The sequence below is a fragment of the Streptococcus sp. HMSC072D05 genome (assembly GCF_001815805.1).
GTDB lineage: Bacteria > Bacillota > Bacilli > Lactobacillales > Streptococcaceae > Streptococcus.
In genome coordinates, this window is the sequence record NZ_KV822038.1 from 17040 (window position 1) to 43851 (window position 26812).

The window sequence follows — 26812 nt, forward strand, 5'->3', positions numbered from 1 at the left end:
GAATTCTTAGAAAGAGTGGATGTTTTTTTGATAACTCCTACTTATGAATGGCAGTTTGCCCCGCAGGTTGAAGATGCGGATTTTACAAAGATAGCCAAGAAGGCTGGGCTGGGTCCTGAGGTGGCTCGCTTATTATTTGAAAGAGGGATTCAGGATGAAGAAAGTCTAAAGAAGTTTTTAGAACCTTCTTTAGAGGACTTACATGACCCCTATCTGCTCCATGATATGGACAAGGCAGTGGAACGGATTCGTCAGGCCATTGAAGAAGGGGAAAACATTCTCATCTATGGAGACTACGATGCGGATGGTATGACTTCAGCTTCGATTGTGAAGGAAAGTTTGGAACAGCTTGGTGCTGAGTGCCGTGTTTACCTACCCAATCGTTTTACCGATGGCTATGGTCCCAATGCCAGTGTTTATAAATACTTTATCGAGCAAGAGGGTATTTCCTTGATTGTGACAGTGGATAATGGGGTTGCGGGTCACGAAGCAATTGAACTGGCCCAGTCTATGGGAGTGGATGTCATTGTGACCGACCACCATTCCATGCCGGAAACCCTTCCTGATGCCTATGCGATTGTTCACCCTGAGCATCCAGATGCGGATTATCCCTTCAAATATTTGGCCGGATGCGGAGTGGCTTTCAAGCTAGCTTGCGCTCTTTTAGAAGAAGTGCAAGTGGAATTGCTTGATTTGGTCGCTATCGGTACCATTGCTGATATGGTGAGTTTGACGGATGAGAATCGCATTTTGGTCCAATATGGTCTGGAAATGTTGGGACATACCCAGCGCATTGGACTACAAGAAATGCTAGACATGGTTGGAATTGCTGCTAATGAAGTAACAGAAGAAACGGTTGGTTTCCAGATTGCCCCTCGTTTAAATGCCTTGGGGCGCTTGGATGATCCTAATCCTGCCATTGATTTGCTGACTGGATTTGACGACGAGGAAGCTCATGAGATTGCCCTCATGATTCACCAGAAAAATGAAGAGCGCAAGGAAATCGTTCAGTCAATCTATGAAGAAGCTAAGACCATGGTTGATCCTGAGAAAAAGGTCCAGGTTTTGGCCAAGGAAGGCTGGAATCCTGGCGTTCTGGGTATCGTTGCTGGTCGTTTGTTGGAAGAACTAGGGCAGACAGTCATCGTTCTTAATATAGAAGAAGGTCGCGCCAAGGGTAGTGCTCGTAGTGTGGAAGCGGTCGATATTTTTGAAGCTCTGGATCCCCATCGAGACCTCTTTATCGCCTTTGGCGGCCATGCTGGTGCAGCTGGAATGACGCTGGAAGTTGAGAAACTTTCAGATTTATCTCAGGTTTTAGAAGACTATGTCCGTGAAAAAGGTGCAGATGCTGGTGGCAAGAATAAGTTAAATCTAGATGAAGAGTTGGATTTGGAGACTCTTAGTTTAGAAACGGTTAAAAGCTTTGAACGCTTGGCACCCTTTGGGATGGATAATCAGAAACCTGTCTTTTATATCAAGGATTTTCATGTCGAAAGTGCCCGTACTATGGGAGCAGGCAATGCCCACCTCAAACTAAAAATTTCCAAGGGTGAGGCGAGTTTTGAGGTGGTGGCCTTCGGACAAGGTAGATGGGCGACAGAGTTTGCTCAAACCAAGAATTTAGAATTGGCAGTCACCCTGTCTGTCAACCAATGGAATGGCCAAACTGCCCTCCAGTTGATGATGGTGGATGCACGTGTGGAAGGTGTTCAACTCTTTAACATTCGTGGGAAGAATGCAGTCTTGCCAGAGGGAATTCCAGTCTTGGATTTCTCTGGAGAGGTGCCAGATTTAGCGACTAGTGAAGCGGTTGTTGTGGAAACCATTCCCGAGGATATTACTCTGCTGAAGGCCATTTTTCAGAAACAACATTTCTCTGCTGTCTATTTCAAAAATGACATTGACAAGGCCTACTATCTAACAGGTTATGGGACCAGAGAGCAGTTTGCAAAATTGTACAAGACTATTTACCAGTTCCCAGAGTTTGATATTCGCTACAAGCTTAAGGATTTGGCGACTTATCTCAATATCCAACAAATCTTACTTGTCAAGATGATCCAAGTATTTGAAGAGCTAGGTTTTGTGACGATCAAAGATGGTGTCATGACAGTCAATAAAGAAGCGCCGAAAAGGGAAATTGCTGAAAGTCAGATTTACCAAAATCTCAAACAAACCGTCAAAGACCAAGAAATGATGGCGCTGGGTACCGTGCAAGAAATGTATGACTTTTTAATGGAGTAATAGATAGAAAGGGACTGAGATGACCTATCTCGGTCTCTTTTTGTCGGATAAATGCTTGGTGTGGGAGTGGTTGATTGGATAGTCTTTTGGATGGTTTGCTGATGTAAAGGTTGGGGAAATGATTCATTTTTTTATTCTCTTCTATCACTTTATACGATGTCTGCTTTTAAACCTTATGTAGTAAAAGTATAAATATTTGTAACAGGACTAAAATATAACTCTAAACGAACTGACATGTAAATCAAGTATGATTTTCTTATCAAGAAAATATAAGGGGAATCTGGTTATGAAAAAAACAGTTACGAAACTGACTCTTGGTTTGACTTCTACCGCTATTTTGGCTACGGTTGGGGCTCAAACTGTTCATGCGAATTCTTACGTTGTTCAAGATGGTGATTCATTTTATGCCATTGCAACTGCAAACGGCATGGATCCGCATGAGTTGGCAGCTTTGAATGGAAAAACTATCTTTGACACCATCCACCCAGGCGATGTATTGGAAGTAAGTGGTTCCGCTCAGGCTAGCTCTACCTACAGTGCTCCAGCTAGCACTGCGAATGTGGTATCTGATACAGAAGATGTTGTCGAAAAGACTCCGACAAACTATGGAAACTCTTATCCTGTTGGTCAGTGTACATGGGGTGTGAAAGAATTGGCGCCTTGGGCTAGCAACTGGTGGGGAAATGCCAACACGTGGGCAATCTACGCGAGCGCTCAAGGCTATAAGACAGGAAGTGTTCCAGTAGTAGGAGCAATCGCCGTTTGGGATGGTGGTGAATATGGACACGTTGCTTATGTAACAGATGTTCAAAGTGAAAACTCTATCCAGGTATTGGAAGCAAACTACAGACGTCAAAAGCAGATTGCGAATTATCGTGGCTTCTTTAATCCACATGAATTTTTAGGTAACGTCACTTATATCTATCCAAACTAAAGATGATAAAAAGATTTAGAATTTCTAAGTCTTTTTTCTTTTTGAAAAAATTTCCTAACGTTATCCTCTATATTAATGGCTAATTTCTGAAATTTTTAGATTCTGTAGCGAACAGGAAATTCTCGCTTTTGGATGTAGATAAACCATGTCTTTGTAGAAAATAGTTCTCAAGTCGAGAGGTGAAGGGCAAGAATTTAACTTGTTTTGAACTAAAAGAGAAATTTAGAGTTCGAGAAAGGTATCTGAAATTAAATTGATTCAGAAAATCCATATTTTTGATGGTGCAATCCTTCCATTATCTTCGATGAAGCCTCCAAAAGAGAAGTCAAAGTTAAAGGATTCGATTCACAGTAGTGACTAATCTCTAGTTAAAAACCTATCTTCGTTTTGAAAATAATCAAAAAAATGGTATAATGGTAGGAAAAGATTCGGCTGGAAGTTTTAGAACTTTTAGAATAAGAGGGTAAATTCACCCTATAATCAAGATAAATGAAGTTTCGGAGGAAAAATGAGTAATATTAGTTTAACAACACTAGGTGGTGTACGAGAAAATGGGAAAAATATGTACATCGCTGAAATCGATGGTTCTATTTTTGTTTTGGATGCGGGGCTTAAATACCCTGAAAATGAACAACTAGGTGTTGATGTCGTCATTCCAAATATGGACTACCTTTTTGAAAATAGCGATCGTATCGCTGGGGTCTTCTTGACTCACGGACATGCGGATGCCATTGGTGCCCTGCCTTATCTTTTGGCAGAGGCTAAGGTGCCTGTGTTTGGTTCTGAGTTGACCATTGAGTTGGCCAAACTCTTTGTCAAAGGAAATGATACGGTTAAGAAATTCAATGACTTCCATGTGATTGATGAAGATACAGAGATCGACTTTGGAGGGACTGTGGTTTCCTTCTTCCGTACAACTCACTCTATCCCAGAAAGTTTGGGAATAGTCCTGAAAACAGCTGAAGGTAGCATTGTTTACACAGGTGACTTCAAGTTTGACCAGACAGCTAGTGAATCCTATGCGACGGATTTTGCTCGTTTGGCTGAAATCGGTCGTGATGGTGTTTTAGCGCTCCTCAGTGATTCAGCCAATGCAGACAGCAATATCCAGGTGGCGAGCGAGAGTGAAGTTGGAGAGGAAATTACCCAGACCATTGCAGACTGGGAAGGTCGTATCATCGTTGCAGCAGTTGCCAGCAACCTTTCTCGTATCCAGCAGGTTTTTGATGCTGCAGCAGATACAGGTCGCAGAGTTGTTTTGACTGGATTTGATATTGAAAATATCGTCCGCACTGCGATTCGTCTCAAAAAATTATCTCTAGCCAATGAAAGTCTTTTGATCAAACCCAAAGAAATGTCTCGTTTTGAAGACCATGAGTTGATTATCCTTGAGACTGGTCGTATGGGTGAGCCTATTAATGGACTTCGTAAGATGTCCATTGGACGCCACCGCTATGTGGAAATCAAAGATGGAGACTTGGTTTATATCGTAACGACTCCATCTATCGCCAAAGAAGCCGTCATGGCGCGTGTGGAAAATATGATCTACCAAGCTGGTGGTGTGGTGAAACTCATTACCCAAAGCTTGCGGGTGTCCGGACACGGGAATGCGCGTGATTTGCAGTTGATGATCAATCTTTTGCAACCAAATTACCTCTTCCCTATCCAAGGGGAGTATCGTGAGTTGGATGCGCATGCCAAGGCTGCCATGGCAGTTGGAATGTTGCCAGAGCATATCTTCATCCCTAAAAAGGGAACGACCATGTCTTATGAACATGGGGACTTTGTTCCAGCTGGGGCAGTTTCTGCAGGTGATGTCTTGATTGATGGAAATGCCATCGGGGATGTTGGAAATGTCGTCCTTCGTGACCGTAAGGTCTTGTCAGAGGATGGGATCTTTATCGTGGCGATCACTGTCAACCGTCGTGAGAAGAAAATTGTGGCCAAGGCCCGTGTTCATACGCGTGGATTTGTTTATCTCAAGAAGAGCCGCGATATTCTCCGTGAAAGTTCAGAATTGATTAACCAAACGGTAGAAGAGTATCTTCAAGGTGATGACTTTGACTGGGCAGATCTCAAAGGCAAGGTTCGTGACAATCTGACCAAGTACCTCTTTGATCAAACCAAGCGTCGCCCAGCAATCTTGCCAGTCGTGATGGAAGCAAAATAATAAGCAGCATACCTACAGAAAAAGTCGAAATTCGGCTTTTTCTTATAGAATAGTAAAAGGAGACAACCATGGCAGTTATGAATATTGAGTATTACTCAAAAGTTTTGGATATGGAATGGGGCGTTACCGTACTCTATCCAGATGCTAGTCGGGTGACTGAACCAGATTGCACAGATATTCCTGTTCTTTACCTTTTGCACGGAATGTCAGGAAACCAAAATAGCTGGCTCAAACGTACCAATGTCGAACGCTTGTTGCGTGGAATCAATCTTATTGTCATCATGCCCAATACTAGCAATGGCTGGTACACAGATACTCAGTATGGCTATAACTACTATACTGCTCTAGCAGAAGAGTTACCTCAGGTCATGAAACGTTTCTTCCCCAATATGACCAGCAAGCGAGAAAAGACCTTTATAGCTGGTCTCTCCATGGGAGGATATGGTTCCTTCAAACTCGCTCTATCGACAAATCGTTTTTCTCATGCGGCTAGTTTTTCTGGTGCGCTCAGTTTTCACGAATTTTCTCCTGAAAGTCAGGATCTTGGATCGCTTGCCTACTGGCGAGGAGTTTTTGGAGAGATTAAAGACTGGACAGCTAGTCCTCATTCGCTTGAAAGCGTGGCTGCAAAATCCGATAAAAAGACCAAACTATGGGCTTGGTGTGGGGAACAAGACTATCTTTACTCTGCCAATAACCTCGCAGTGAAAAACCTCAAAAAGCTTGGTTTTGAGGTGACCTATAGTCATAGTCCAGGTAAGCACGAGTGGTACTACTGGGAAAAACAATTGGAGCGTTTTTTAGCTACTCTACCAATTGACTTTGTCTTGGAAGAACGTTTATCTTAGTTTTAGGTTTCTTTCAGCTTTCTTCAGTAAAATAGAGAATCTATCTTGATCAAGGAGAATGTGATTTCAAGATAGGTTCTTATTTTTATGAAAGGTGGGGCGTCATGTTCTGGATTATTCGATTATTCTTCCGATTTCTTTTGGGAATTTGGCGTTTCTTCTGGCGTTTGGTTTGGACTGTAGTTATTCTACTGCTCATTGCCTTTGGAGTGGTTTGGTATCTGTCTGGTGATTTTCATTCTGCGGTCAATCAGGTTGAAAAAATGAGCAAGATTGGTCAAGATGGCTGGAATCAATGGAGGGAGACGGGAACGCTGGAAGTCTTGTCTCAGACAGACAGTCACCAACATGCAGAAGGTAAGTGGGCTCAGGCCTCAGCTCGCATCTATATTGAACCTCAAATGGATGAGACCTTCCAAGGTGCCTATGCAGAAGCTATAAAAAACTGGAATCAAACGGGAGCCTTTACCTTTGAGGTGGTTGCGGATCCTAGCCAGGCAGATATTGTGGCAAGTGAGATGAATGATGGATCGACCGCTGTAGCAGGTCAAGCCGAGAGTCAAACCAATTTGTTAACCAATCAATTTATATCTGTAACGGTTCGCCTGAATCACTATTATCTATCCAATCCAAGTTATGGTTATTCTTATGAACGGATTGTGCACACGGCGGAGCACGAGCTGGGGCATGCCATCGGATTGGATCATACCAACGCAACTTCTGTCATGCAGCCAGCAGGTTCTTACTATGGGATTCAGCCTCAGGATGTGACAGCTGTTCAAGAACTCTATACCAGTAGCGACTAGATGAAGTCGGTGTAGTCTAAAAAGAAATCAAAGCTCCTCCAACAAGTGATTGGTGGGGCTTTTTGTTCGTCCTGTTACGGCCTTTTTGCTATAATGGAACTATGAATAACTTGATCAAATCAAAACTAGAGCTCTTGCCGACCAGCCCTGGATGCTACATTCACAAGGATAAAAATGGCACTATTATCTATGTAGGAAAGGCTAAAAATCTGCGCAATCGCGTGCGGTCCTATTTCCGTGGGAGTCACGATACCAAGACAGAGGCTCTGGTGTCTGAAATTGTGGATTTTGAATTTATCGTCACTGAGTCCAATATTGAGGCCCTTCTCCTAGAAATCAATCTTATCAAGGAAAATAAGCCAAAGTACAATATCATGCTCAAGGACGACAAGTCTTATCCTTTCATCAAAATCACCAATGAGCGATATCCTCGCTTGATTATCACCCGTCAGGTCAAAAAGGACGGTGGTCTCTACTTTGGTCCCTATCCAGATGTAGGGGCAGCAAATGAAATCAAGCGTCTACTGGACCGGATTTTCCCTTTTCGAAAATGTACCAACCCGCCCTCTAAGGTCTGTTTTTACTACCATATCGGCCAATGTATGGCCCATACTATCTGTAAAAAAGATGAGGCTTATTTCAAGTCCATGGCTCAGGAGGTTTCTGATTTCCTAAAAGGACAGGATGACAAAATCATCGATGACCTCAAGGGGAAAATGGCTGCGGCAGCTCAGACCATGGAATTTGAACGTGCGGCGGAATACCGTGACCTGATTCAGGCCATTGGAACGCTTCGGACCAAGCAACGGGTCATGGCGAAAGATTTGCAAAATCGGGACGTCTTTGGTTACTATGTGGATAAGGGCTGGATGTGTGTTCAGGTTTTCTTTGTCCGTCAGGGAAAACTCATCGAGCGGGATGTCAATCTTTTCCCTTATTACAACGATCCGGATGAGGACTTCTTGACCTATGTGGGACAATTCTATCAAGAAAAATCTCACCTGGTTCCCAATGAAGTATTGATTCCGCAGGATATTGACGAAGAAGCCGTCAAGGCCTTGGTGGATACCAAGATTTTCAAGCCCCAACGTGGAGAGAAAAAACAACTGGTCAATCTAGCCATAAAAAATGCCCGTATTAGTCTGGAGCAAAAGTTCAATCTGCTAGAAAAATCTGTCGAAAAGACCCAAGGAGCTATTGAAAATCTGGGACGCTTGCTTCAAATTCCGACCCCAGTCCGCATCGAGTCCTTTGATAACTCTAATATCATGGGAACCAGTCCGGTGTCTGCCATGGTGGTCTTTGTCAATGGTAAACCCAGTAAGAAGGATTACCGTAAGTACAAGATAAAAACGGTTGTCGGTCCAGATGATTATGCGAGTATGCGAGAGGTTATTCGCAGACGTTATGGTCGAGTTCAACGTGAGGGTTTAACCCCGCCAGATTTGATTGTCATCGATGGGGGACAAGGTCAGGTCAATATCGCTAAGCAGGTTATTCAAGAAGAGCTAGGTTTGGACATTCCCATTGCTGGGCTTCAAAAAAATGATAAGCACCAAACCCATGAATTGCTCTTTGGAGATCCGCTGGAAGTGGTGGAGTTGTCTCGCAATTCTCAAGAATTCTTTCTCCTCCAACGCATTCAAGATGAGGTACACCGCTTTGCTATCACTTTCCACCGGCAACTGCGCTCAAAAAATTCCTTTTCATCTCAATTGGATGGAATTGACGGTCTGGGACCTAAACGCAAACAGAATCTCATGAAGCATTTTAAATCTCTGACTAAAATCAAGGAAGCCAGTGTAGATGAGATTGTCGAAGTTGGGGTGCCAAGAGCAGTCGCAGAAGCTGTTCAGAGAAAGTTGAACCCGCAGGAAGAAGTGGAGTTGGCTCAAGTAGCGGAAGAGAGAGTAGATTACCAAACGGAAGGAAATCATCATGAACCATAAAATCGCAATTTTATCAGACATTCATGGCAATGCAACGGCACTAGAAGCAGTGATTGCAGATGCTAAAACTCAAGGAGCCAGTGAATATTGGCTCATGGGAGACATTTTCCTCCCTGGTCCAGGTGCAAATGATTTGGTCGCTATGCTAAAAGACCTTCCTATCACAGCAAGTGTTCGAGGCAATTGGGATGATTGTGTCCTTGAGGCTTTAGATGGGCAATATGGCTTAGCAGACCCACAGGAAGTCCAGCTCATGCGATTGACCCAGTTTTTGATGAGGCGAATGGATCCTGAAACGATTGTCTGGCTACGAAATTTACCTATGCTAGAAAAGAAAGAAGTTGACGAACTGCGCTTTTCTCTTTCTCATAATTTGCCAAATAAGAACTATGGTGGTGACTTGCTAGTTGAGAATGATACAGAGAAATTTGACCAACTCCTAGATGATGAAGTTGACGTGGCAGTCTATGGTCATGTTCACAAGCAGTTGCTTCGTTATGGCAGTCAAGGGCAACAAATCATCAATCCAGGGTCGATTGGCATGCCCTATTTTAATTGGGAGGCGTTAAAAAATCACCGTGCCCAGTATGCTGTGATAGAGGTTGAAGATGGGGAATTGATAAATATTCTATTCCGAAAAGTTGCGTATGACTATGAAGCAGAGTTAGAATTGGCCAAGTCCAAGGGTCTTCCTTTTATCGAAATGTATGAAGAACTACGTCGAGATGACAACTATCGGGGGCACAATCTGGAACTTTTATCTAGTTTAATTGAAAAGCATGGGTATGTGGAGGATGTGAAAGAATTTTTGGAGGCTATAAAGTCAGAATACAAGATAGACTAGTTTCTTTAAACCCCTGAGAATTAGTTGGAACTGGATGAGGAAAAATCTGATTTTAATGATAAGTTTAAATCCAGGGCTTCATCCGTGTTCCAATTTCTTTCTATGAAAAATCTCTGCAAGCTCTTTCAAAATATGGTAGAATGGATGCAGTAGAATTAGAAAAGGAAATCGATTATGAAATTTCTTGAATTAAATAAAAAACGTCATGCGACTAAGCATTTTACTGATAAACCGGTAGATCCCAAAGATGTGCGTACGGCTATCGAAATCGCAACCTTGGCCCCAAGTGCCCATAACAGCCAGCCATGGAAGTTTGTGGTGGTTCGTGAAAAAAATGCAGAATTGGCAAAATTAGCATATGGTTCGAACTTTGAGCAGGTATCATCAGCGCCAGTGACCATTGCCTTGTTTACAGATACAGATCTTGCCAAACGTGCCCGCAAGATTGCCCGAGTTGGTGGTGCAAAGAATTTCTCAGAAGAGCAACTTCAATATTTCATGAAGAATTTGCCTGCCGAGTTTGCGCGTTACAGTGAACAGCAAGTTAGTGACTACTTGGCCCTTAATGCGGGACTAGTAGCCATGAACTTAGTTCTTGCTTTGACTGACCAAGGAATCGGTTCTAACATTATTCTTGGATTTGACAAATCAAAAGCCAACGAAGTTTTGGACATTGAAGACCGATTCCGTCCAGAACTCTTGATCACAGTTGGATACACAGATGAGAAATTGGAACCGAGCTACCGCTTGCCAGTAGATGAAATTATCGAGAAGAGATAGGAAGAAAAAATGACAGTTATTGATTTTACAGCAGAAGTAGAAAAACGCAAAGAAGACCTCTTGGCTGACTTGTTTAGCCTTTTGGAAATCAACTCAGAACGTGATGACAGCAAAGCCGATGCTGAGCATCCATTTGGACCTGGTCCAGTAAAAGCCTTGGAAAAATTCCTTGAAATCGCAGACCGTGATGGCTATCCAACTAAAAATGTTGATAACTACGCAGGACATTTTGAGTTTGGTGAAGGAGAAGAAGTTCTCGGAATCTTTGCTCACATGGACGTGGTGCCAGCTGGTAGCGGTTGGGACACGGACCCTTATACACCAACTATCAAAGACGGTCGCCTTTATGCGCGTGGAGCTTCAGACGACAAGGGGCCTACAACAGCTTGTTACTATGGTTTGAAAATCATCAAAGAATTGGGGCTTCCAACTTCTAAAAAAGTTCGTTTCATCGTCGGAACAGATGAAGAATCAGGCTGGGCAGACATGGACTACTACTTTGAACATGTAGGACTTGCGAAACCAGACTTCGGTTTCTCTCCAGATGCTGAATTCCCTATCATCAATGGTGAAAAAGGGAATATCACAGAATATCTCCATTTTGCAGGTGAAAATACTGGTGCAGCTCGCCTTCACAGCTTCACAGGTGGTTTGCGTGAAAACATGGTACCTGAATCAGCAACAGCAGTCGTTTCAGGTGACTTGGCTGACTTGCAAGCTAAACTAGATGCCTTTGTTGCAGAACACAAACTCAGAGGAGAACTCCAAGAAGAAAACGGCCAGTACAAGGTGACTGTGATTGGTAAATCAGCTCATGGTGCTATGCCTGCATCAGGTGTCAATGGTGCGACCTACCTTGCCCTTTTCCTCAGTCAGTTTGACTTTGCAGGACCTGCAAAAGACTACCTCGACATCGCTGGTAAGATTCTCTTGAACGACCATAAGGGTACAAATCTCAAGGTTGCTCATGTAGATGAAAAGATGGGTGCCCTTTCTATGAATGCCGGTGTCTTCCGCTTCGATGAAACAAGTGCTGACAATACGATTGCTCTTAACTTCCGTTATCCAAAAGGAACAAGCCCAGAGCAAATCAAGTCAATCCTTGAAAACTTGCCAGTTGCTTCTGTTAGCCTTTCTGAACATGGTCATACTCCTCACTATGTGCCAATGGAAGATCCACTCGTTCAAACCTTGTTGAATGTCTATGAAAAACAAACTGGTCTCCAAGGTCATGAACAAGTCATCGGTGGTGGTACCTTTGGTCGCTTGCTGGAACGCGGGGTTGCCTACGGTGCGATGTTCCCAGACTCAATCGATACCATGCACCAAGCCAACGAATTTATCGCCTTGGACGATCTCTTCCGAGCAGCAGCAATCTATGCAGAAGCTATTTATGAATTGATCAAATAAAACGATAGAAGTCTGAGATGTTATGCTTGGACTTCTTTTTGGAGGGAAAACAGATGTCTCAAATTGAAAGAATCAAGCAAGCTATTATGGCGGATCCGCAAAATACTAGCTATACAGAACGCGGAATCGAACCTCTCTTTGCGGCGCCAAAAACTGCCCGCATCAATATTGTCGGTCAGGCTCCTGGGCTTAAAACGCAAGAAGCTGGGATTTATTGGAAGGATAAGAGTGGCGATCGCTTGCGTGAGTGGCTAGGTGTGGATGAGGACACCTTTTACAATTCAGGTTATTTTGCAGTTCTGCCCATGGATTTCTACTTTCCGGGGCATGGCAAGTCAGGCGACCTTCCACCTCGTACAGGTTTTGCAGAAAAATGGCATCCGCAACTCTTGCAAGAGTTGCCCGATATCCAATTAACTCTCTTGATTGGACAATATGCCCAAGCCTATTATTTACATGAAAAAGTTAGTGGCAAGGTGACAGAACGGGTAAAACACTACAAAGACTATCTACCAGAATTTTTCCCTCTGGTGCACCCCTCACCACGAAATCAAATCTGGATGGCCAAAAATCCTTGGTTTGAGTCAGAAGTAGTGCCCGATTTGAAAAAAAGAATTCAAAAGATTCTTGGAGAAACAAAATGAAAGAAATTACTTTTAACGATTTTTACCAGCTTTATCAAAATGAGCAACTTTCTCTAGTGGACGTGAGAGAAGTAGAAGAGTTCCAGACGCTTCATTTAGAAGGTGCTCAAAACCTACCACTTAGTCAATTAGCTGATATCTATGATCAGTTGGACAAGGACCTCTTGCATTATGTCATTTGTAAATCTGGAATACGTTCAGCGCGTGCTTGTCAATTTCTAGTTGAACAGGGTTATGAAGTTATCAATGTTCAAGGTGGAATGACGGCCTTTGAAAATCTTTAAACCTCTATGGTGATAGATCCTAATCTTCCCTTGCTCGGTTCCAACTGAGTGAGGGATTTTGTTTTTAGATAATTCTTATTTTTAAAAATATTGAAAACATTCAATGATTAATTTTGGATACTTTTTTCAGAGTCTTAATCATGGTATACTAGGTCAGTATTTTAGAAATATGAAGGAGATTTTTATGGCTAAAAAAGGTGCCCTAACAGGCTTGCTCCTGTTTGGAATATTTTTTGGTGCGGGGAACTTGATCTTTCCGCCTTCTCTAGGTGCCCTATCTGGAGAACAGTTTCTTCCTGCCATCGCAGGTTTTGTCTTTTCAGGTGTCGGTATTGCCGTCTTGACACTTATTATTGGAACGCTAAACCCGAAAGGATACATTCACGAGATTTCTAAGAAAATCTCACCTTGGTTTGCGACGCTTTATCTTGCAGTCCTCTATCTATCAATTGGCCCCTTCTTTGCCATTCCGCGTACAGCAACAACAGCTTACGAAGTTGGGATTAGCCCCCTCTTATCCGAAGCAAACAAAGGTCTAGGATTGATTGTCTTTACCGTGCTTTACTTTGCAGCGGCTTATTTAATCTCGCTCAATCCATCAAAAATCTTGGATCGAATCGGACGCATCTTAACGCCAGTCTTTGCCTTGTTGATCGTTATCTTGGTTGTACTAGGTGCCTTCAAATATGGTGGAACAAGCCCTCAAGTAGCTTCAGTGGCCTATCAATCTTCTGCTTTCGGGACAGGATTCCTAGAAGGTTATAATACCTTAGATGCCCTTGCTTCAGTTGCCTTCAGTGTGATTGCAGTTCAAACCTTGAAACAACTTGGATTCTCCAGTAAGAAAGAGTATATTTCAACTATTTGGGTGGTTGGTATCGTTGTAGCTCTTGCCTTTAGCGCTCTTTATATCGGTTTAGGATTCCTTGGAAATCACTTCCCAGTACCAGCCGAAGCGATGAAGGGTGGAACACCAGGTGTTTATATCTTGTCGCAAGCAACTCAGGAAATCTTTGGATCAACAGCTCAACTCTTCCTTGCTGTTATGGTAACTGTAACCTGCTTCACAACGACAGTTGGCTTGATTGTGTCGACAGCAGAGTTCTTTAACGAACGTTTCCCACAAATCAGCTACAAGGTCTATGCCACTGCCTTTACCTTGATTGGATTTGCTATTGCAAACCTCGGTTTGGATGCAATCATTAAGTACTCAGTGCCAGTACTGGTAATCTTGTACCCAATCACCATCGCCATTGTGATGATCGTGATTGTGAATAAGTTTGTCGCCCTATCAAAACCGGGCATGCAGTTAACTATTGGGCTTGTTACAGCTATTGCTCTTGCAAGCGTCCTTGGAAGTTCCTTTAAGATTGAGTTTCTAGAAAATCTGATTAATGCCCTTCCGTTTGCGTCAGCCTCTCTTCCATGGCTAGTGCCAGCTATTATCGGAATCTTGCTTTCATTGTTTCTACCAAACAAACAAGAGAGTGATGTTTTTGAGATGGAATAAAAAAAAATTCTTGGTCATCGACCAAGAATTTTTTGTATGAGCACGACTCATTAGTTGGTTTGTTCAATATATCCAGCCTCTTTAAGCATTTTTCTAGTTTTTAGAAAACTTACACGGCTTCCAGAGCCAGAAACTTCATTTGGCATTGCTTTTTTCATCTCTTCGAGATTCACAACAGTCATGTCAACCTCCATGCTATGGATGACTTTTCCATCTTTGAATTCGATATTTTGTGTAATGCCTTTAAGTCCTTCCTCCTTTTTATAAGTTTTCACGATAAGTTCTTTAATCTCTTCTGCTGACCTGTCCAGTATTTCAGGGTCAAAAACATTATAGACTTCTTGTTTTACAACATCATCCCCCTTAACAGTGTATGTCAAGGTAGAAGTTCTTCCGGGATTGCTATTGTGAACAAAAATGTAGTTTTTTGTCTCATCTTTCTTTTCAGATGATTGTTGGCTGCTTTGTTTGGTCTCGCTTGACTGAGTTGTTTTGTCTTCTTTGCTACTGCTGCTAGCAGGTGTAGATGCTTGTTTGGAACATCCGAGCAGGAGGATAAGTGAAGCCACTAGGGCTAGTGAAGTTTTAACCAGAGTTTTCATAGAATTTCCTTTCATAATCAAAGTATTTTGTATTATAACATGATTCTACTACAAAATCAACTAGACCTACCCTTTTATCTGAACTGACATTCCAATGAACAGAAACTAGTCAGACGATTAAAGTTTTGTCTCCATCTATTTCAAATAACTTTTATCCTATGGCTTTATAAGGGTGTGAAGTTTTAAATGCACTTTTTATGGGATTGGGAGGACTCTATTGGACTCATCGGTTAGGGATGTAATAAAATACCCCAAGAGTTAGAGTTGTGTCTAACTTTTGGGGTGGACCTACACTAGTCTATATGAAATTTTAGGAGATTAGTTCGTCTTTTCTGTGAACCCCATTTTTTCCAGTGCTTTTTTAGAGTTTGAGAAACTGACACGATTGCCGATACCAGAATATTCTTCAGGAAGTGCTTTTCTAAGTTCGCTAATACTTGCAACTGAGAAATCAACTTCTAAATCTTGAACAACTTTTCCATCTTTGATTTCAATCGTTTGTTTAACACCTTTGAGTCCATTATAACCTTTGTACTTTTCTTCGATAAAACTCTTGACATCTTCTGGAGTTGCGTTAAGAATCTCAGGATCTGCAACATTTTGAGCGGTTTGCTTGATAACATTGTCCCCCTCTACAGTATAAACCAAGGTAGAAGTGATTCCAGAATTGCTTTTGTTGACAAAAGTATGTGTCTTGGCTGTTTCTTTCTTTTCAGATGATTGTTCAGTGCTTTGTTTGCTCTCACTTGACTGAGTTGTTGTGTCTTCTTTAGTACTGCTAGCAGTTGTTGATGCTTGTTTGGAACATCCGAGCAGGAGGACAAGTGAAGCCACAAGGGCTAGTGATACTTTAAAGTATGATTTCATATTTGTTACTTTCCTTTCATAATCAAAGTATTTGTATTATAACATGGATCTATAGTGAAAGCAACTAAACACAGTTTTTCTCCTTTTGAGAAGGAGTCTGACTAGAAAAATGTTATAATGGTAGGAAAGAGGTGAAGAAATGAATCAAACTGTAAACTATATCAAAGAATTAACTGCTATTGCATCTCCAACGGGCTTTACTCGTGAGATTTCAGACTACCTAGTCCATACTTTAGAAGAGCTTGGTTACCAGCCTATTCGAACTGCTAAGGGTGGTGTCAATGTTACTATTAAAGGTCAAAATGATGACCAACACCGCTATGTGACTGCCCATGTGGATACGCTGGGTGCTATTGTCCGTGCTGTCAAACCGGATGGCCGTCTCAAATTGGATCGTATCGGTGGTTTCCCTTGGAACATGATTGAGGGAGAGAACTGTACGGTTCATGTGGCTAGTACAGGTAAAACGGTATCTGGAACTATCCTCATCCACCAGACATCTTGCCATGTCTACAAGGATGCAGGAACTGCTGAACGTACTCAGGACAATATGGAAGTGCGTTTGGATGCAAAAGTAACCAATGAAAAAGAAACCCGCGCCTTGGGTATTGAGGTTGGAGACTTTATTAGTTTCGATCCGCGAACAGTTGTGACAGAAACTGGTTTTATCAAGTCTCGACACTTGGATGACAAGGTCAGCGCAGCAATTTTGCTCAATCTTCTTCGTATTTACAAGGAAGAGGGGATTGAATTGCCAGTAACAACTCATTTTGCTTTTTCAGTCTTCGAAGAGGTGGGTCACGGTGCCAACTCCAATATTCCAGCTCAGGTAGTGGAATATCTAGCTGTAGATATGGGAGCTATGGGCGATGACCAACAGACGGATGAGTACACAGTATCTATCTGTGTCAAGGATGCTTCTGGTCCTTATCACTATGACTTCCGTCAACACTTAGTAGCTTTGGCGAAAGAGCAAGATATTCCATTTAAGCTGGATATCTATCCATTTTATGGATCGGACGCTTCAGCAGCTATGTCAGCAGGAGCAGAGGTCAAACACGCCCTCCTTGGAGCTGGTATTGAATCCAGTCACTCTTACGAACGAACACACATTGATTCGGTCGTGGCGACTGAGCGTATGGTAGACGCCTATCTCAAGAGCACCTTGGTGGAGTAAAGGGGCGATAAAGTATTATGTTTGAAATGCTGAAACAATTAGCAACGCCTGCTATAATAACGGGGTTAGTTTCGGGTTTGTATGCTTATTTCCAAAAGAAAAAAGAGGAATATCGTAAGTATGTGTATGAAAATAAACAAGAAAACTTTAAAGAACTAGTTGTTTATGCCGATGAACTGGTAGATAAAGGAATTACTAATCCAGATTTAGAAAAACTACTTTTTAAAATTTCTCAAAACATTAATCCGTATGGACGAAAAATAAAAACTTTTGGAAAATATCAGTGGATAGAAGATGATGGATATATATGGTATCAAATAGAAATTATAGAGAAAAAACTTGCTTCTCAAATACTTCAAATAGAGGATTTAAAAGAACTAGCTCATCGGATACAAATTGCTAAACGATTACTAGATATAAAAGTAGAAAAAAATATTCCGCTTATAAGTTCAGCTAAAATATGGTTTTATTTATTTCAGTATGCGATGTTATTACTTCAGCTATTTTTCATTTACTTTGGGTATCAGAGTTTTATAGAACAACCTACTGGACCCTCTTTGTTATTGGCTTATTTGCTGCTTGTTGTAATTTTAATTTTTTTACTCCCAGAATTTAGTGTTGATGAAAGTGATGATGGAAGATCTGGAATATTTATTACAGTGTGCCTTTTCTATATTGTCGCAGTTGATACTGTAATATCGTATTATTTGTATAAAAATTTATCTATTGTTCTTATTGTTGGAATAGTTTCACTTTGTTTAAGTATTGGTGTAATATTTTTAAAAGCTATTATCTTCGGAGAAAGTGAAATTGGTAAGGTATCTACAATTTATATCGAAGAATATAGAAAACTACAGGGACCTAAGTTAAGTAAGAGACGCTTTATAGATAATTTTACAGTTATTCCATTTTTTAATAAGATTCAAAAATTATTTCACAAAGATAAGAGGGAGGGGAATGATGACCTATGAACACCGACTTTTTGACCTTAATCACATCCTTCTCGACTTTGAAGCAGTGGATATCCGAGGGGTAAATAAAGCAGGGATTGACAGTGAGTGATTTAATCCCTATGTGCTTGAGAATGCAAGTATAGCTAATCCCGAGCTGTCAGGCTCAAGATATTTTGAACTTATTAGAGTTGAAAGGAGAGACTCATGTGTCTTATTTGTGAGCGGATAGACCTAATTAAAGCGGGGAAAAATCCCTACTTTGTAAAAGAACTAGAAACAGGCTATGTTGTTATTGGGGATCACCAATACTTTAAGGGCTATACCTTATTTCTGGCAAAAGAACATATAACAGAACTCCACCATATGGAGACTTCTGAAAAACTGCGTTTTCTAGAGGAAATGAGTTTAGTCCAAGAAGCAGTCGCCAAAGCGTTTAAAGCTGAAAAGATGAACATCGAACTTCTAGGAAATGGAGATGCCCACGCTCACTGGCACCTCTTTCCAAGACGGTCAGGTGATATGAAGGGGCATGGGCTTAATGGCCGTGGTCCAGTCTGGTGGGTGCCCTGGGAAGAAATGGCGTCAGAAGATTGCCAAGTGAAATCCCATGAGTTGGAACAAATGATTAAAGCCTTATCCGATGAATTAGAGAAGCACATGGCCTAAGAGAGGAAGAAAAAATGAAAAAAAGATACATCGTTTTATCAGGTTTGCTAGCAGTAACCCTAGCAGCATGTTCTCAAGAAAAACCTAAAAATGAAGAAAACACTCAAAAAACGGAACAAACTAGTCAACCTGAAGGAACTGTAGGGAGCAAATCCCAAGCCTCTAGTCAGAAGAAGGCAGAAGTTGTCAATAAGGGAGACTACTATAGTATTCAAGGGAAGTACGATGAAATCGTCATAGCTAATAAGCACTATCCTTTGTCAAAAGACTATAATCCAGGAGAAAATCCAACAGCTAAAGCAGAGTTGCTGAAACTCATTGCAGCAATGCAAGCAGCGGGCTACCCAATCAGCGATCACTACAGTGGTTTTAGAAGTTATGAAACTCAAACCAAACTTTATCAAGACTATGTGAATCAAGATGGTAAGGAAGCTGCTGATCGCTACTCAGCTCGCCCAGGTTATAGTGAACACCAAACAGGTCTTGCTTTTGACCTTATTGGGACAGATGGTGATTTAGTTACTGAAGAAAAGGCAGCCCAGTGGCTCTTGGATCATGCGGCTGACTTTGGCTTTGTTGTTCGCTATCTCAAAGGCAAGGAAAAAGAGACTGGCTACATGGCGGAAGAATGGCATCTTCGCTACGTCGGAAAAGAGGCCAAAGAAATTGCTGCAAGTGGTCTCAGTTTAGAAGAGTACTATGGCTTTGAAGGCGGAGATTACGTCGATTAAAAAAGTAATTTTTCTCTTGCATTTTTAGATAAATAGTGTATAATGGAAAGGTATGTGTAAAGCATACTTGTGGGAGGTAAAAATCTTTAATTACCGCCAAAACCACAAAGGAGGATTTAAAAATGGCTAAAAAAGTCGAAAAACTTGTAAAATTGCAAATCCCTGCTGGTAAAGCTACACCAGCTCCACCAGTTGGACCTGCTCTTGGTCAAGCTGGTATCAACATTATGGGATTCACAAAAGAGTTCAACGCTCGTACAGCTGACCAAGCTGGTATGATCATTCCAGTTGTTATCTCAGTATACGAAGACAAATCATTTACTTTCGTTACAAAAACACCACCAGCTGCTGTTCTTTTGAAAAAAGCTGCAGGTGTTGAAAAAGGATCAGGTACACCTAACAAAACTAAAGTTGCTACAGTTACTCGTGCACAAGTACAAGAAATTGCAGAAACTAAGATGCCAGATTTGAACGCAGCAAACATTGAGTCTGCAATGCGTATGATCGAAGGTACTGCTCGTTCTATGGGATTCACTGTTGTTGACTAATCAATAACACCCCCAATATAACCCGCAAGACTTCATCATTTCGAGAAGTGACGTGGGAGATGAAAATCGATTGAACCACTTACAAGGAGAATAGAAAATGGCTAAAAAAAGCAAACAACTTCGTGCTGCTCTTGAAAAAATCGACAGCACAAAAGCATACAGTGTAGAAGAAGCTGTAGCACTTGCAAAAGAAACTAACTTTGCAAAATTTGACGCAACTGTAGAAGTTGCTTACAACTTGAACATCGACGTTAAAAAAGCTGACCAACAAATCCGTGGCGCAATGGTATTGCCAAACGGTACAGGTAAAACTTCACGCGTTCTTGTTTTCGCACGTGGTGCAAAAGCTGAAGAAGCAAAAGCTGCTGGTGCAGACTTTGTTGGTGAAGATGACCTTGTTGCAAAAATCAACGACGGTTGGTTGGACTTCGACGTAGTTATCGCTACACCTGACATGATGGCTCTTGTTGGACGTCTTGGACGTGTCCTTGGACCACGTAACTTGATGCCAAACCCTAAAACTGGTACTGTAACAATGGATGTTGCTAAAGCAGTTGAAGAGTCTAAAGGTGGTAAAATTACTTACCGTGCTGACCGTGCAGGTAACGTTCAAGCAATCATCGGTAAAGTATCATTTGAAGCTGAAAAATTGGTTGAAAACTTCAAAGCTTTCAACGAAACAATCCAAAAAGCAAAACCAGCTACAGCTAAAGGAACTTACGTAACAAACTTGACAATCACAACTACTCAAGGTGTTGGTATCAAGGTTGACGTAAACTCACTTTAATCAGTAGTTTATATCAGAGAACGAGTACGAATGTGCTCGTTTTTTTGATGATAAGTTCATTCCAGGGGAAATAACTCTATTAATAGCCTGATGGGGCAATAGAATAGTGCTTTTCCTCTTCTTCTTTCACAGAAAATGTGGTATAATAGAGAGTAAAAAACTTTGAAAGAAAGAAAAAGATGAATTTAAAAGATTATATCGCAACGATTGAAAATTATCCTAAGGAAGGTATTACCTTCCGTGATATCAGCCCTTTGATGGCAGATGGAAATGCTTATAGCTACGCTGTTCGTGAAATTGTTCAGTATGCAACCGATAAGAAGATCGACATGATCGTGGGCCCAGAGGCTCGCGGCTTTATCGTGGGCTGCCCAGTTGCTTTTGAGTTGGGAATTGGCTTTGCACCTGTTCGTAAACCAGGGAAATTGCCACGTGAAGTCATTTCTGCTGACTATGAGAAAGAGTACGGTATTGATACCTTGACCATGCATGCTGATGCGATTAAGCCAGGTCAACGTGTTCTCATCGTAGATGATCTTTTGGCAACAGGTGGAACTGTCAAAGCAACCATTGAGATGATTGAAAGACTTGGTGGAGTTGTAGCCGGTTGTGCCTTCTTGATTGAGTTGGATGAGCTTAAAGGCCGTGAAAAAATCGGAGATTACGATTACAAGGTACTTATGCATTATTAATGAAAAACAGTCCTTGGGGCTGTTTTCTCTTCATCTGCTATATAAACAAACTATAGCTAGTTAGAGAAAAACTATAATTGAAAACTATATCTTCTTGCAGTATAATAAAAGGACTAAGTGTTTGAGATTTGACTTCAAACACATTCAATTATTTCTAAAAGAGTACAGTTAGGAGAAGGTTATGCCGATTAGAATTGATAAAAAATTGCCAGCTGTGGAGATTTTAAGGACAGAAAATATCTTTGTTATGGACGACCAACGGGCTGCTCATCAGGATATTCGCCCCTTGAAGATTTTGATTTTAAATCTCATGCCTCAAAAGATGGTAACAGAAACGCAACTCTTACGGCATTTGGCCAATACCCCCTTGCAATTAGATATTGATTTCTTATATATGGAAACACATCGTTCCAAGACAACTCGTGCCGAACATATGGAAACCTTCTATAAAACCTTTCCAGAGGTCAAGGATGACTTTTTTGATGGAATGATTATCACAGGAGCACCAGTGGAGCATTTGCCTTTTGAAGAGGTGGACTACTGGGAGGAATTCAAGCAGGTCATCAAATGGTCTAAGACGCATGTTTTTTCAACCCTCCATATCTGTTGGGGAGCACAAGCAGGTCTTTATGTTCGCTATGGCGTTGAAAAGCACCAGATGGATCGGAAACTATCAGGCATTTATCCACAGGATACCTTAAAAGAAGGGCACCTTCTTTTTAGAGGTTTTGATGATCGCTATGTAGCTCCTCATTCTCGTCATACTGAGATTTTAAAAGAAGAAATCTTAAACAAGACCAATCTGGAGATTCTGTCAGAAGGTCCTGAGGTTGGGGTTTCTATCCTAGCTAGTCGAGATTTGCGTGAAATTTATAGTTTTGGTCATTTGGAGTACGATCGTGACACTTTGGCAAGAGAGTATTTTCGTGATTATGAGGCGGGACTCAACCCTCATATCCCAGAGAACTACTTTAAAAATGATGATGTAAATGAGACGCCTTGTCTCTGTTGGTCTTCATCAGCTGCCCTCTTTTTCAGCAATTGGGTAAACTATGCAGTTTATCAAGAAACCCCTTTTGACTGGAGAAAGGTAGAGGATGATGTGGCTGCATTTGGATATCTATAAGAGGAATTATGACATATTTTGACGCTTTTAAATCAGGGAACTTGGTTTTACCAAGTGCCCTGCTCTTGCATTTTAAGGAACTCTTTCCTTCCAGCGAAGATTTTCTCGTCTGGCAATTTTTCTATTTACAAAATACCACAGCCCTAGGAGATGTTTCACCTAGTCAGATTGCTGAAATCATTGGGAAAGAGGTTGCAGATGTCAACCAATCTATTTCAAATTTGACTGAAAATGGTTTGCTACAATATCGAACCATTGAACTAAATGGGGAAATTGAGCTGATTTTTGATGCTAGTTTGGCTTTTGAACGCTTGGATAGCTTACTAGACAGCCAAACTCCAGCTACAACTGCCCCAAACCCGCAGAATCAGTTGAAGGATCTGGTTGAAACTTTTCAGCAGGAGTTGGGACGCTTATTAACACCATTTGAAATCGAAGATCTTTCCAAGACTGTCAAAGAAGACGGAGTTAAGGCGGATTTGATTAAGGAAGCTCTCCGAGAGGCCGTTCTCAATGGCAAGCCAAACTGGAAATATATTCAGGCAATCCTACGAAACTGGCGCCATGAAGGTATTCAGTCTGTGACTCAGGTAGAGGCCAAACGAGCAGAGCGAGAAGTCAACAATCCCAAACAAGTTCAGGCTTCGGCTGATTTCCTCGATGCCATGAATTTGTGGCAAGATTAGTCGCTTGAAAAATCTTGAAAATTAGAGTAAGGTTTGCAAGCTCCTTATAAATATGATAGAATAATAGTGAATAAAATGAAAAAAGAGGTATGTGAAATGTCACGTAAACCATTTATCGCTGGTAACTGGAAAATGAACAAAAATCCAGAAGAAGCAAAAGCATTCGTTGAAGCCGTTGCATCAAAACTTCCTTCATCAGACCTTGTTGAAGCAGGTATCGCAGCTCCAGCTCTTGATTTGACAGCTGTTCTTGCTGCTGCTAAAGGTTCAAACCTTAAAGTTGCTGCTCAAAACTGCTACTTTGAAAATGCAGGTGCTTTCACTGGTGAAACTAGCCCACAAGTTTTGAAAGAAATCGGTACTGACTACGTTGTTATCGGTCACTCAGAACGTCGTGACTACTTCCATGAAACTGACGAAGATATCAACAAAAAAGCAAAAGCAATCTTTGCAAACGGTATGCTTCCAATCATCTGTTGTGGTGAGTCACTTGAAACTTACGAAGCTGGTAAAGCTGCTGAATTCGTAGGTGCTCAAGTATCTGCTGCATTGGCTGGATTGACAGCTGAACAAGTTGCTGCATCCGTTATCGCTTATGAGCCAATCTGGGCTATCGGTACTGGTAAATCAGCTTCACAAGACGATGCACAAAAAATGTGTAAAGTCGTTCGTGACGTTGTAGCTGCAGACTTTGGTCAAGAAGTTGCGGACAAAGTTCGTGTTCAATACGGTGGTTCTGTTAAACCTGAAAACGTTGCTTCATACATGGCTTGCCCAGACGTTGACGGTGCCCTTGTTGGTGGTGCGTCACTTGAAGCTGAAAGCTTCTTGGCATTGCTTGATTTTGTAAAATAATCTCAGTTATTCCAGACAGTCTGCTAAGACTGTCTTTTTTTTAAAGACTGTATATTTTTCTTAAATTATCAGTCAATTACAACTTTTTTAATATGGGTTAATTTTCTTGCTTTTGTCTACTAGGAGTAGTATACTGAGATAGTAATCAATAAATATGGTTGCAAAAATAATATTATGAGGTGATCAATATGGTTGAATTGAAAAAAGAAGCAGTAAAAGACGTAACAACATTATCTAAAACAGCGCCAGTAGCATTGGCAAAAACAAAGGAAGTATTGAACCAAGCAGTAGCGGACTTGTATGTGGCTCACATTGCCCTTCACCAAGTTCACTGGTATATGCGTGGTCGTGGCTTCCTCGTATGGCATCCAAAAATGGATGAATACATGGACAGTCTTGATAGCTATCTTGACGAAATCAGTGAACGTTTGATTACTCTTGGTGGAAAACCTTATTCAACTTTGACAGAATTCCTTCAACACAGTGAAATCGAAGAAGAAGAAGGAGAATTCCGTAACGTTGAAGAAAGCTTGGAACGTGTTCTAGCAATTTATCGCTACCTCATCGCTCTTTTCCAAAAAGCTTTGGATGTAACTGACGAAGAAGGTGATGATGTTACAAACGATATCTTTGTTGGGGCTAAGGCTGAACTTGAGAAAACAGTTTGGATGCTTACAGCAGAACTTGGACAAGCTCCTGGTTTGTAAAATATAGTTGCTACCCCTTTTATCATGAGGCGCTTGATAAGTGCCCATGATCAATCATCTTTTAAAAGTCATGTAACTGTAAAAAGTTGCATGATTTTTTTGTCTGCTGGACTTAGGACACATTGTCAAAAGTAGGATTTTACGGTATAATAGTTGCTGTTCAATAACATATGAATTTTAAAGAATAATTGTTAGTTTAAGGAGGACTTATGAACAACTTACCAAATTGCCCAAAATGTAATTCAGAATATATCTACGAAGACGGAAGTCTCTTGGTCTGCCCAGAGTGTGCCTATGAGTGGAATCCTGCAGAAGTTGCAGAAGTAGAAGAAGGTGTTGTTGCTATCGATGCCAATGGAAATAAATTGGCTGACGGCGATACTGTAACCCTTATCAAAGACTTGAAAGTAAAAGGTGCGCCAAAGGATTTGAAACAAGGAACTCGCGTTAAAAATATCCGTATCGTAGAAGGTGACCACAACATCGACTGTAAGATTGATGGTTTTGGAGCTATGAAACTCAAGTCAGAATTTGTTAAGAAAATCTAGCCATGAAACTGAATTATAAATTTATCTTTTATAGTCGTGTCCTCTTGTTCTTAGCGGCATTTACAGGAGTTTATTTGGAGATTACCAAACACGGTGGCTTTGGTATGCTCCTTTACTATACAGTGTTGTCCAATCTTTTGGTAACGATTTTCACGGGTTATCTGCTCCGTGTGATGAGCCGTTCAGGTGAAAATTGGCAAAGTCCGACCTTGCTTCGTCTCAAGGGTGGTGTTACCATGAGTATCATGATTACCTGTGTGATTTACCATTTTATGCTTGCTCCGATTGCGACAGACTTTTACCGTGTGGAAAATTTCCTTTGCCACTATATCGTTCCACTCTGGTTTTTAGCTGACACCCTCTTCTTTGATAAACGGGGTCAATACAAGATCTGGGATCCAGTCTTATGGACCATCTTGCCCTTGGTTTATATGATTTTTGCCTTGTTTAACGGCCTGGTCTTAAAACTCAATATTCCGAATTCCAAGGACAATCCCTTCCCATATTTCTTTTTAAATGTGAACAAGGGTTGGGACGTGGTTATCAAATGGTGTTTGATCATTTTTGCGGCCTATATGGTTGCAGGCTTCATCTTCTATCTGATCAAGCAAATCAAGCGAAAATAGTCTTCCTATTAGGAAAGTTAGGACGGAGTCTCTAGTTCAATCGGGCTCCTTCTTTTCTTGCCATCTTCCTTTTAAAAGGATAAACAGTGAGAAATATACAGAAAGAAAATTCATGAAACAATATTTAGAACGGGCTAGTATTTTGGCCCTCTCCCTCGTTTTGATTACCTCCTTTTCCATCTCAAGTGCTCTGCCAGCCATGTTTGACTACTATCAAGGCTACCCCAAGGAACAAATCGAGCTCCTGGTCAGTCTCCCTTCTTTTGGAATTATGATCATGCTGGTTTTAAATGGGTTTTTGGAGCGGTTGTTTCCTGAGAGACTTCAGATTAGTCTGGGACTTCTCATCCTTTCTATCGGTGGGACAGCCCCTTTCTGGTATCAGGAGTACAACTTTGTCTTTGCGATGCGGATTTTATTTGGCTTGGGTGTTGGGATGATCAATGCCAAGGCCATTTCCATCATCAGTGAACGCTATCATGGAAAGACACGGATCCAGATGTTGGGTCTTCGCGGATCAGCAGAAGTTGTCGGGGCATCGATTTTGACTCTAGTTGTAGGTCAACTCTTATCCTTGGGATGGACAGTGACCTTCTTGGCCTACAGTGCGGGGTTTTTAGTATTGATCCTTTATCTGCTCTTTGTCCCTTATGGGAAAGAAAAGAAAGAAACAAAGAGAAAAGAGACCGAAACGACTCGTTTGACAGGACAGATGAAAGGCTTAATTTTTCTATTGGCTGTCGAAGCAGCAGTAGTTGTCTGCACCAATACAGCTATCACCATTCGTATTCCTAGTCTGATGGTGGAAAGAGGTCTAG

The 26812-nt window shown here is 41.4% G+C and carries 28 protein-coding genes; 26 read left to right on the plus strand and 2 right to left on the minus strand.

All coding sequences use genetic code 11. The annotated features are described in order from the left end of the window. Positions 1-27 precede the first annotated feature (27 nt). The 12 genes from recJ (at position 28) to brnQ (ending at position 14423) form a co-directional block, all read left to right on the plus strand. Positions 28-2244 carry a single-stranded-DNA-specific exonuclease RecJ gene (recJ, locus tag HMPREF3057_RS05900; protein ID WP_070697388.1) on the plus strand — a complete coding sequence of 739 codons (2217 nt, stop codon included), beginning with the start codon at positions 28-30 and terminating at the stop codon, positions 2242-2244. A 286-nt stretch (positions 2245-2530) separates the two neighbouring features. Then, positions 2531-3178 (plus strand): COG3942 and LysM peptidoglycan-binding domain-containing protein, encoded by a 648-nt coding sequence (locus tag HMPREF3057_RS05905; protein WP_000754477.1) that lies wholly within the window; start codon positions 2531-2533, stop codon positions 3176-3178. 508 nt (positions 3179-3686) lie between these two features. Next, entirely contained in the window at positions 3687-5348 is a 1662-nt protein-coding gene (locus tag HMPREF3057_RS05910; RefSeq protein ID WP_042902754.1) for a ribonuclease J, read from the plus strand. A gap of 68 nt (positions 5349-5416) precedes the next feature. After that, positions 5417-6196 (plus strand): alpha/beta hydrolase, encoded by a 780-nt coding sequence (locus tag HMPREF3057_RS05915; RefSeq protein ID WP_042902753.1) that lies wholly within the window; start codon positions 5417-5419, stop codon positions 6194-6196. Between the two features lie 104 nt (positions 6197-6300). Continuing rightward, positions 6301-7002 carry a M57 family metalloprotease gene (locus HMPREF3057_RS05920; protein ID WP_042902752.1) on the plus strand — a complete coding sequence of 234 codons (702 nt, stop codon included), beginning with the start codon at positions 6301-6303 and terminating at the stop codon, positions 7000-7002. A 101-nt stretch (positions 7003-7103) separates the two neighbouring features. Continuing rightward, entirely contained in the window at positions 7104-8951 is a 1848-nt protein-coding gene (uvrC, locus tag HMPREF3057_RS05925; RefSeq protein ID WP_070696889.1) for an excinuclease ABC subunit UvrC, read from the plus strand. After that, on the plus strand, positions 8941-9795 hold the full coding sequence (locus HMPREF3057_RS05930) for a metallophosphoesterase family protein (protein ID WP_070696890.1): 855 nt from the start codon (positions 8941-8943) through the stop codon (positions 9793-9795). The genes uvrC and HMPREF3057_RS05930 overlap by 11 nt, the downstream gene beginning before the upstream one ends. A 174-nt stretch (positions 9796-9969) precedes the next feature. After that, positions 9970-10575: a nitroreductase family protein gene (locus HMPREF3057_RS05935; RefSeq protein ID WP_000670152.1), complete on the plus strand. Its 606-nt coding sequence runs from the start codon at positions 9970-9972 to the stop codon at positions 10573-10575. A 9-nt stretch (positions 10576-10584) separates the two neighbouring features. After that, complete coding sequence (gene pepV, locus HMPREF3057_RS05940; RefSeq protein WP_070696892.1) at positions 10585-11985, plus strand: dipeptidase PepV; 1401 nt, start codon at positions 10585-10587, stop codon at positions 11983-11985. 53 nt (positions 11986-12038) lie between these two features. Next, positions 12039-12629, plus strand: a complete 591-nt coding sequence (locus HMPREF3057_RS05945) for a uracil-DNA glycosylase family protein (protein ID WP_000078137.1) — start codon at positions 12039-12041, stop codon at positions 12627-12629. Continuing rightward, entirely contained in the window at positions 12626-12913 is a 288-nt protein-coding gene (locus HMPREF3057_RS05950) for a rhodanese-like domain-containing protein (protein ID WP_000659165.1), read from the plus strand. Before HMPREF3057_RS05945 ends, HMPREF3057_RS05950 begins: the two co-directional genes overlap by 4 nt. A gap of 184 nt (positions 12914-13097) precedes the next feature. Further along, positions 13098-14423, plus strand: a complete 1326-nt coding sequence (brnQ, locus tag HMPREF3057_RS05955) for a branched-chain amino acid transport system II carrier protein (protein ID WP_070696894.1) — start codon at positions 13098-13100, stop codon at positions 14421-14423. Between the two features lie 50 nt (positions 14424-14473). On the opposite strand, the gene HMPREF3057_RS05960 is transcribed toward brnQ, so the two are convergent. Continuing rightward, positions 14474-15025 carry a DUF1307 domain-containing protein gene (locus HMPREF3057_RS05960; protein ID WP_000855327.1) on the minus strand — a complete coding sequence of 184 codons (552 nt, stop codon included), beginning with the start codon at positions 15023-15025 and terminating at the stop codon, positions 14474-14476. 318 nt (positions 15026-15343) lie between these two features. Continuing rightward, positions 15344-15892 (minus strand): DUF1307 domain-containing protein, encoded by a 549-nt coding sequence (locus HMPREF3057_RS05965; protein WP_000844335.1) that lies wholly within the window; start codon positions 15890-15892, stop codon positions 15344-15346. 139 nt (positions 15893-16031) lie between these two features. Here HMPREF3057_RS05965 and HMPREF3057_RS05970 point away from each other — a divergent pair, with 139 nt between their 5' ends. The 14 genes from HMPREF3057_RS05970 to HMPREF3057_RS06035 all read left to right on the plus strand — a co-directional run. Then, entirely contained in the window at positions 16032-17069 is a 1038-nt protein-coding gene (locus tag HMPREF3057_RS05970; protein WP_001077273.1) for a M42 family metallopeptidase, read from the plus strand. Positions 17070-17095: 26 nt separating this feature from the next. After that, positions 17096-18040, plus strand: a complete 945-nt coding sequence (locus HMPREF3057_RS05975; RefSeq protein WP_223341662.1) for a hypothetical protein — start codon at positions 17096-17098, stop codon at positions 18038-18040. Positions 18041-18226: 186 nt separating this feature from the next. After that, on the plus strand, positions 18227-18688 hold the full coding sequence (locus HMPREF3057_RS05980; protein ID WP_000335584.1) for an HIT family protein: 462 nt from the start codon (positions 18227-18229) through the stop codon (positions 18686-18688). A gap of 14 nt (positions 18689-18702) precedes the next feature. Next, complete coding sequence (gene ldcB, locus HMPREF3057_RS05985; RefSeq protein WP_000747738.1) at positions 18703-19419, plus strand: LD-carboxypeptidase LdcB/DacB; 717 nt, start codon at positions 18703-18705, stop codon at positions 19417-19419. 122 nt (positions 19420-19541) lie between these two features. Further along, entirely contained in the window at positions 19542-19967 is a 426-nt protein-coding gene (gene rplK, locus HMPREF3057_RS05990) for a 50S ribosomal protein L11 (RefSeq protein WP_001085808.1), read from the plus strand. Positions 19968-20064: 97 nt separating this feature from the next. After that, positions 20065-20754, plus strand: a complete 690-nt coding sequence (rplA, locus tag HMPREF3057_RS05995; protein WP_001085675.1) for a 50S ribosomal protein L1 — start codon at positions 20065-20067, stop codon at positions 20752-20754. A gap of 179 nt (positions 20755-20933) precedes the next feature. Then, the gene (locus HMPREF3057_RS06000; protein ID WP_001049316.1) at positions 20934-21446 is read left to right on the plus strand and encodes an adenine phosphoribosyltransferase; all 513 of its coding nucleotides are present in this window, start codon (positions 20934-20936) and stop codon (positions 21444-21446) included. Between the two features lie 181 nt (positions 21447-21627). After that, positions 21628-22572 carry a homoserine O-acetyltransferase MetA gene (gene metA, locus HMPREF3057_RS06005; RefSeq protein ID WP_001122733.1) on the plus strand — a complete coding sequence of 315 codons (945 nt, stop codon included), beginning with the start codon at positions 21628-21630 and terminating at the stop codon, positions 22570-22572. An 8-nt stretch (positions 22573-22580) separates the two neighbouring features. Next, positions 22581-23258, plus strand: a complete 678-nt coding sequence (locus HMPREF3057_RS06010; RefSeq protein ID WP_000220746.1) for a DnaD domain-containing protein — start codon at positions 22581-22583, stop codon at positions 23256-23258. Positions 23259-23354: 96 nt separating this feature from the next. Beyond that, positions 23355-24113 (plus strand): triose-phosphate isomerase, encoded by a 759-nt coding sequence (gene tpiA, locus HMPREF3057_RS06015; protein WP_000087891.1) that lies wholly within the window; start codon positions 23355-23357, stop codon positions 24111-24113. Positions 24114-24301: 188 nt separating this feature from the next. After that, positions 24302-24820 carry a Dps family protein gene (locus HMPREF3057_RS06020; protein ID WP_000229895.1) on the plus strand — a complete coding sequence of 173 codons (519 nt, stop codon included), beginning with the start codon at positions 24302-24304 and terminating at the stop codon, positions 24818-24820. 209 nt (positions 24821-25029) lie between these two features. Beyond that, complete coding sequence (locus tag HMPREF3057_RS06025) at positions 25030-25368, plus strand: zinc ribbon domain-containing protein YjdM (protein ID WP_001061581.1); 339 nt, start codon at positions 25030-25032, stop codon at positions 25366-25368. A 2-nt stretch (positions 25369-25370) separates the two neighbouring features. Beyond that, entirely contained in the window at positions 25371-25994 is a 624-nt protein-coding gene (locus HMPREF3057_RS06030) for a Pr6Pr family membrane protein (protein WP_000775204.1), read from the plus strand. Between the two features lie 112 nt (positions 25995-26106). Then, the coding region (locus HMPREF3057_RS06035) for an MFS transporter (protein ID WP_142350354.1) at positions 26107-26812 on the plus strand (706 nt) is incomplete at its 3' end.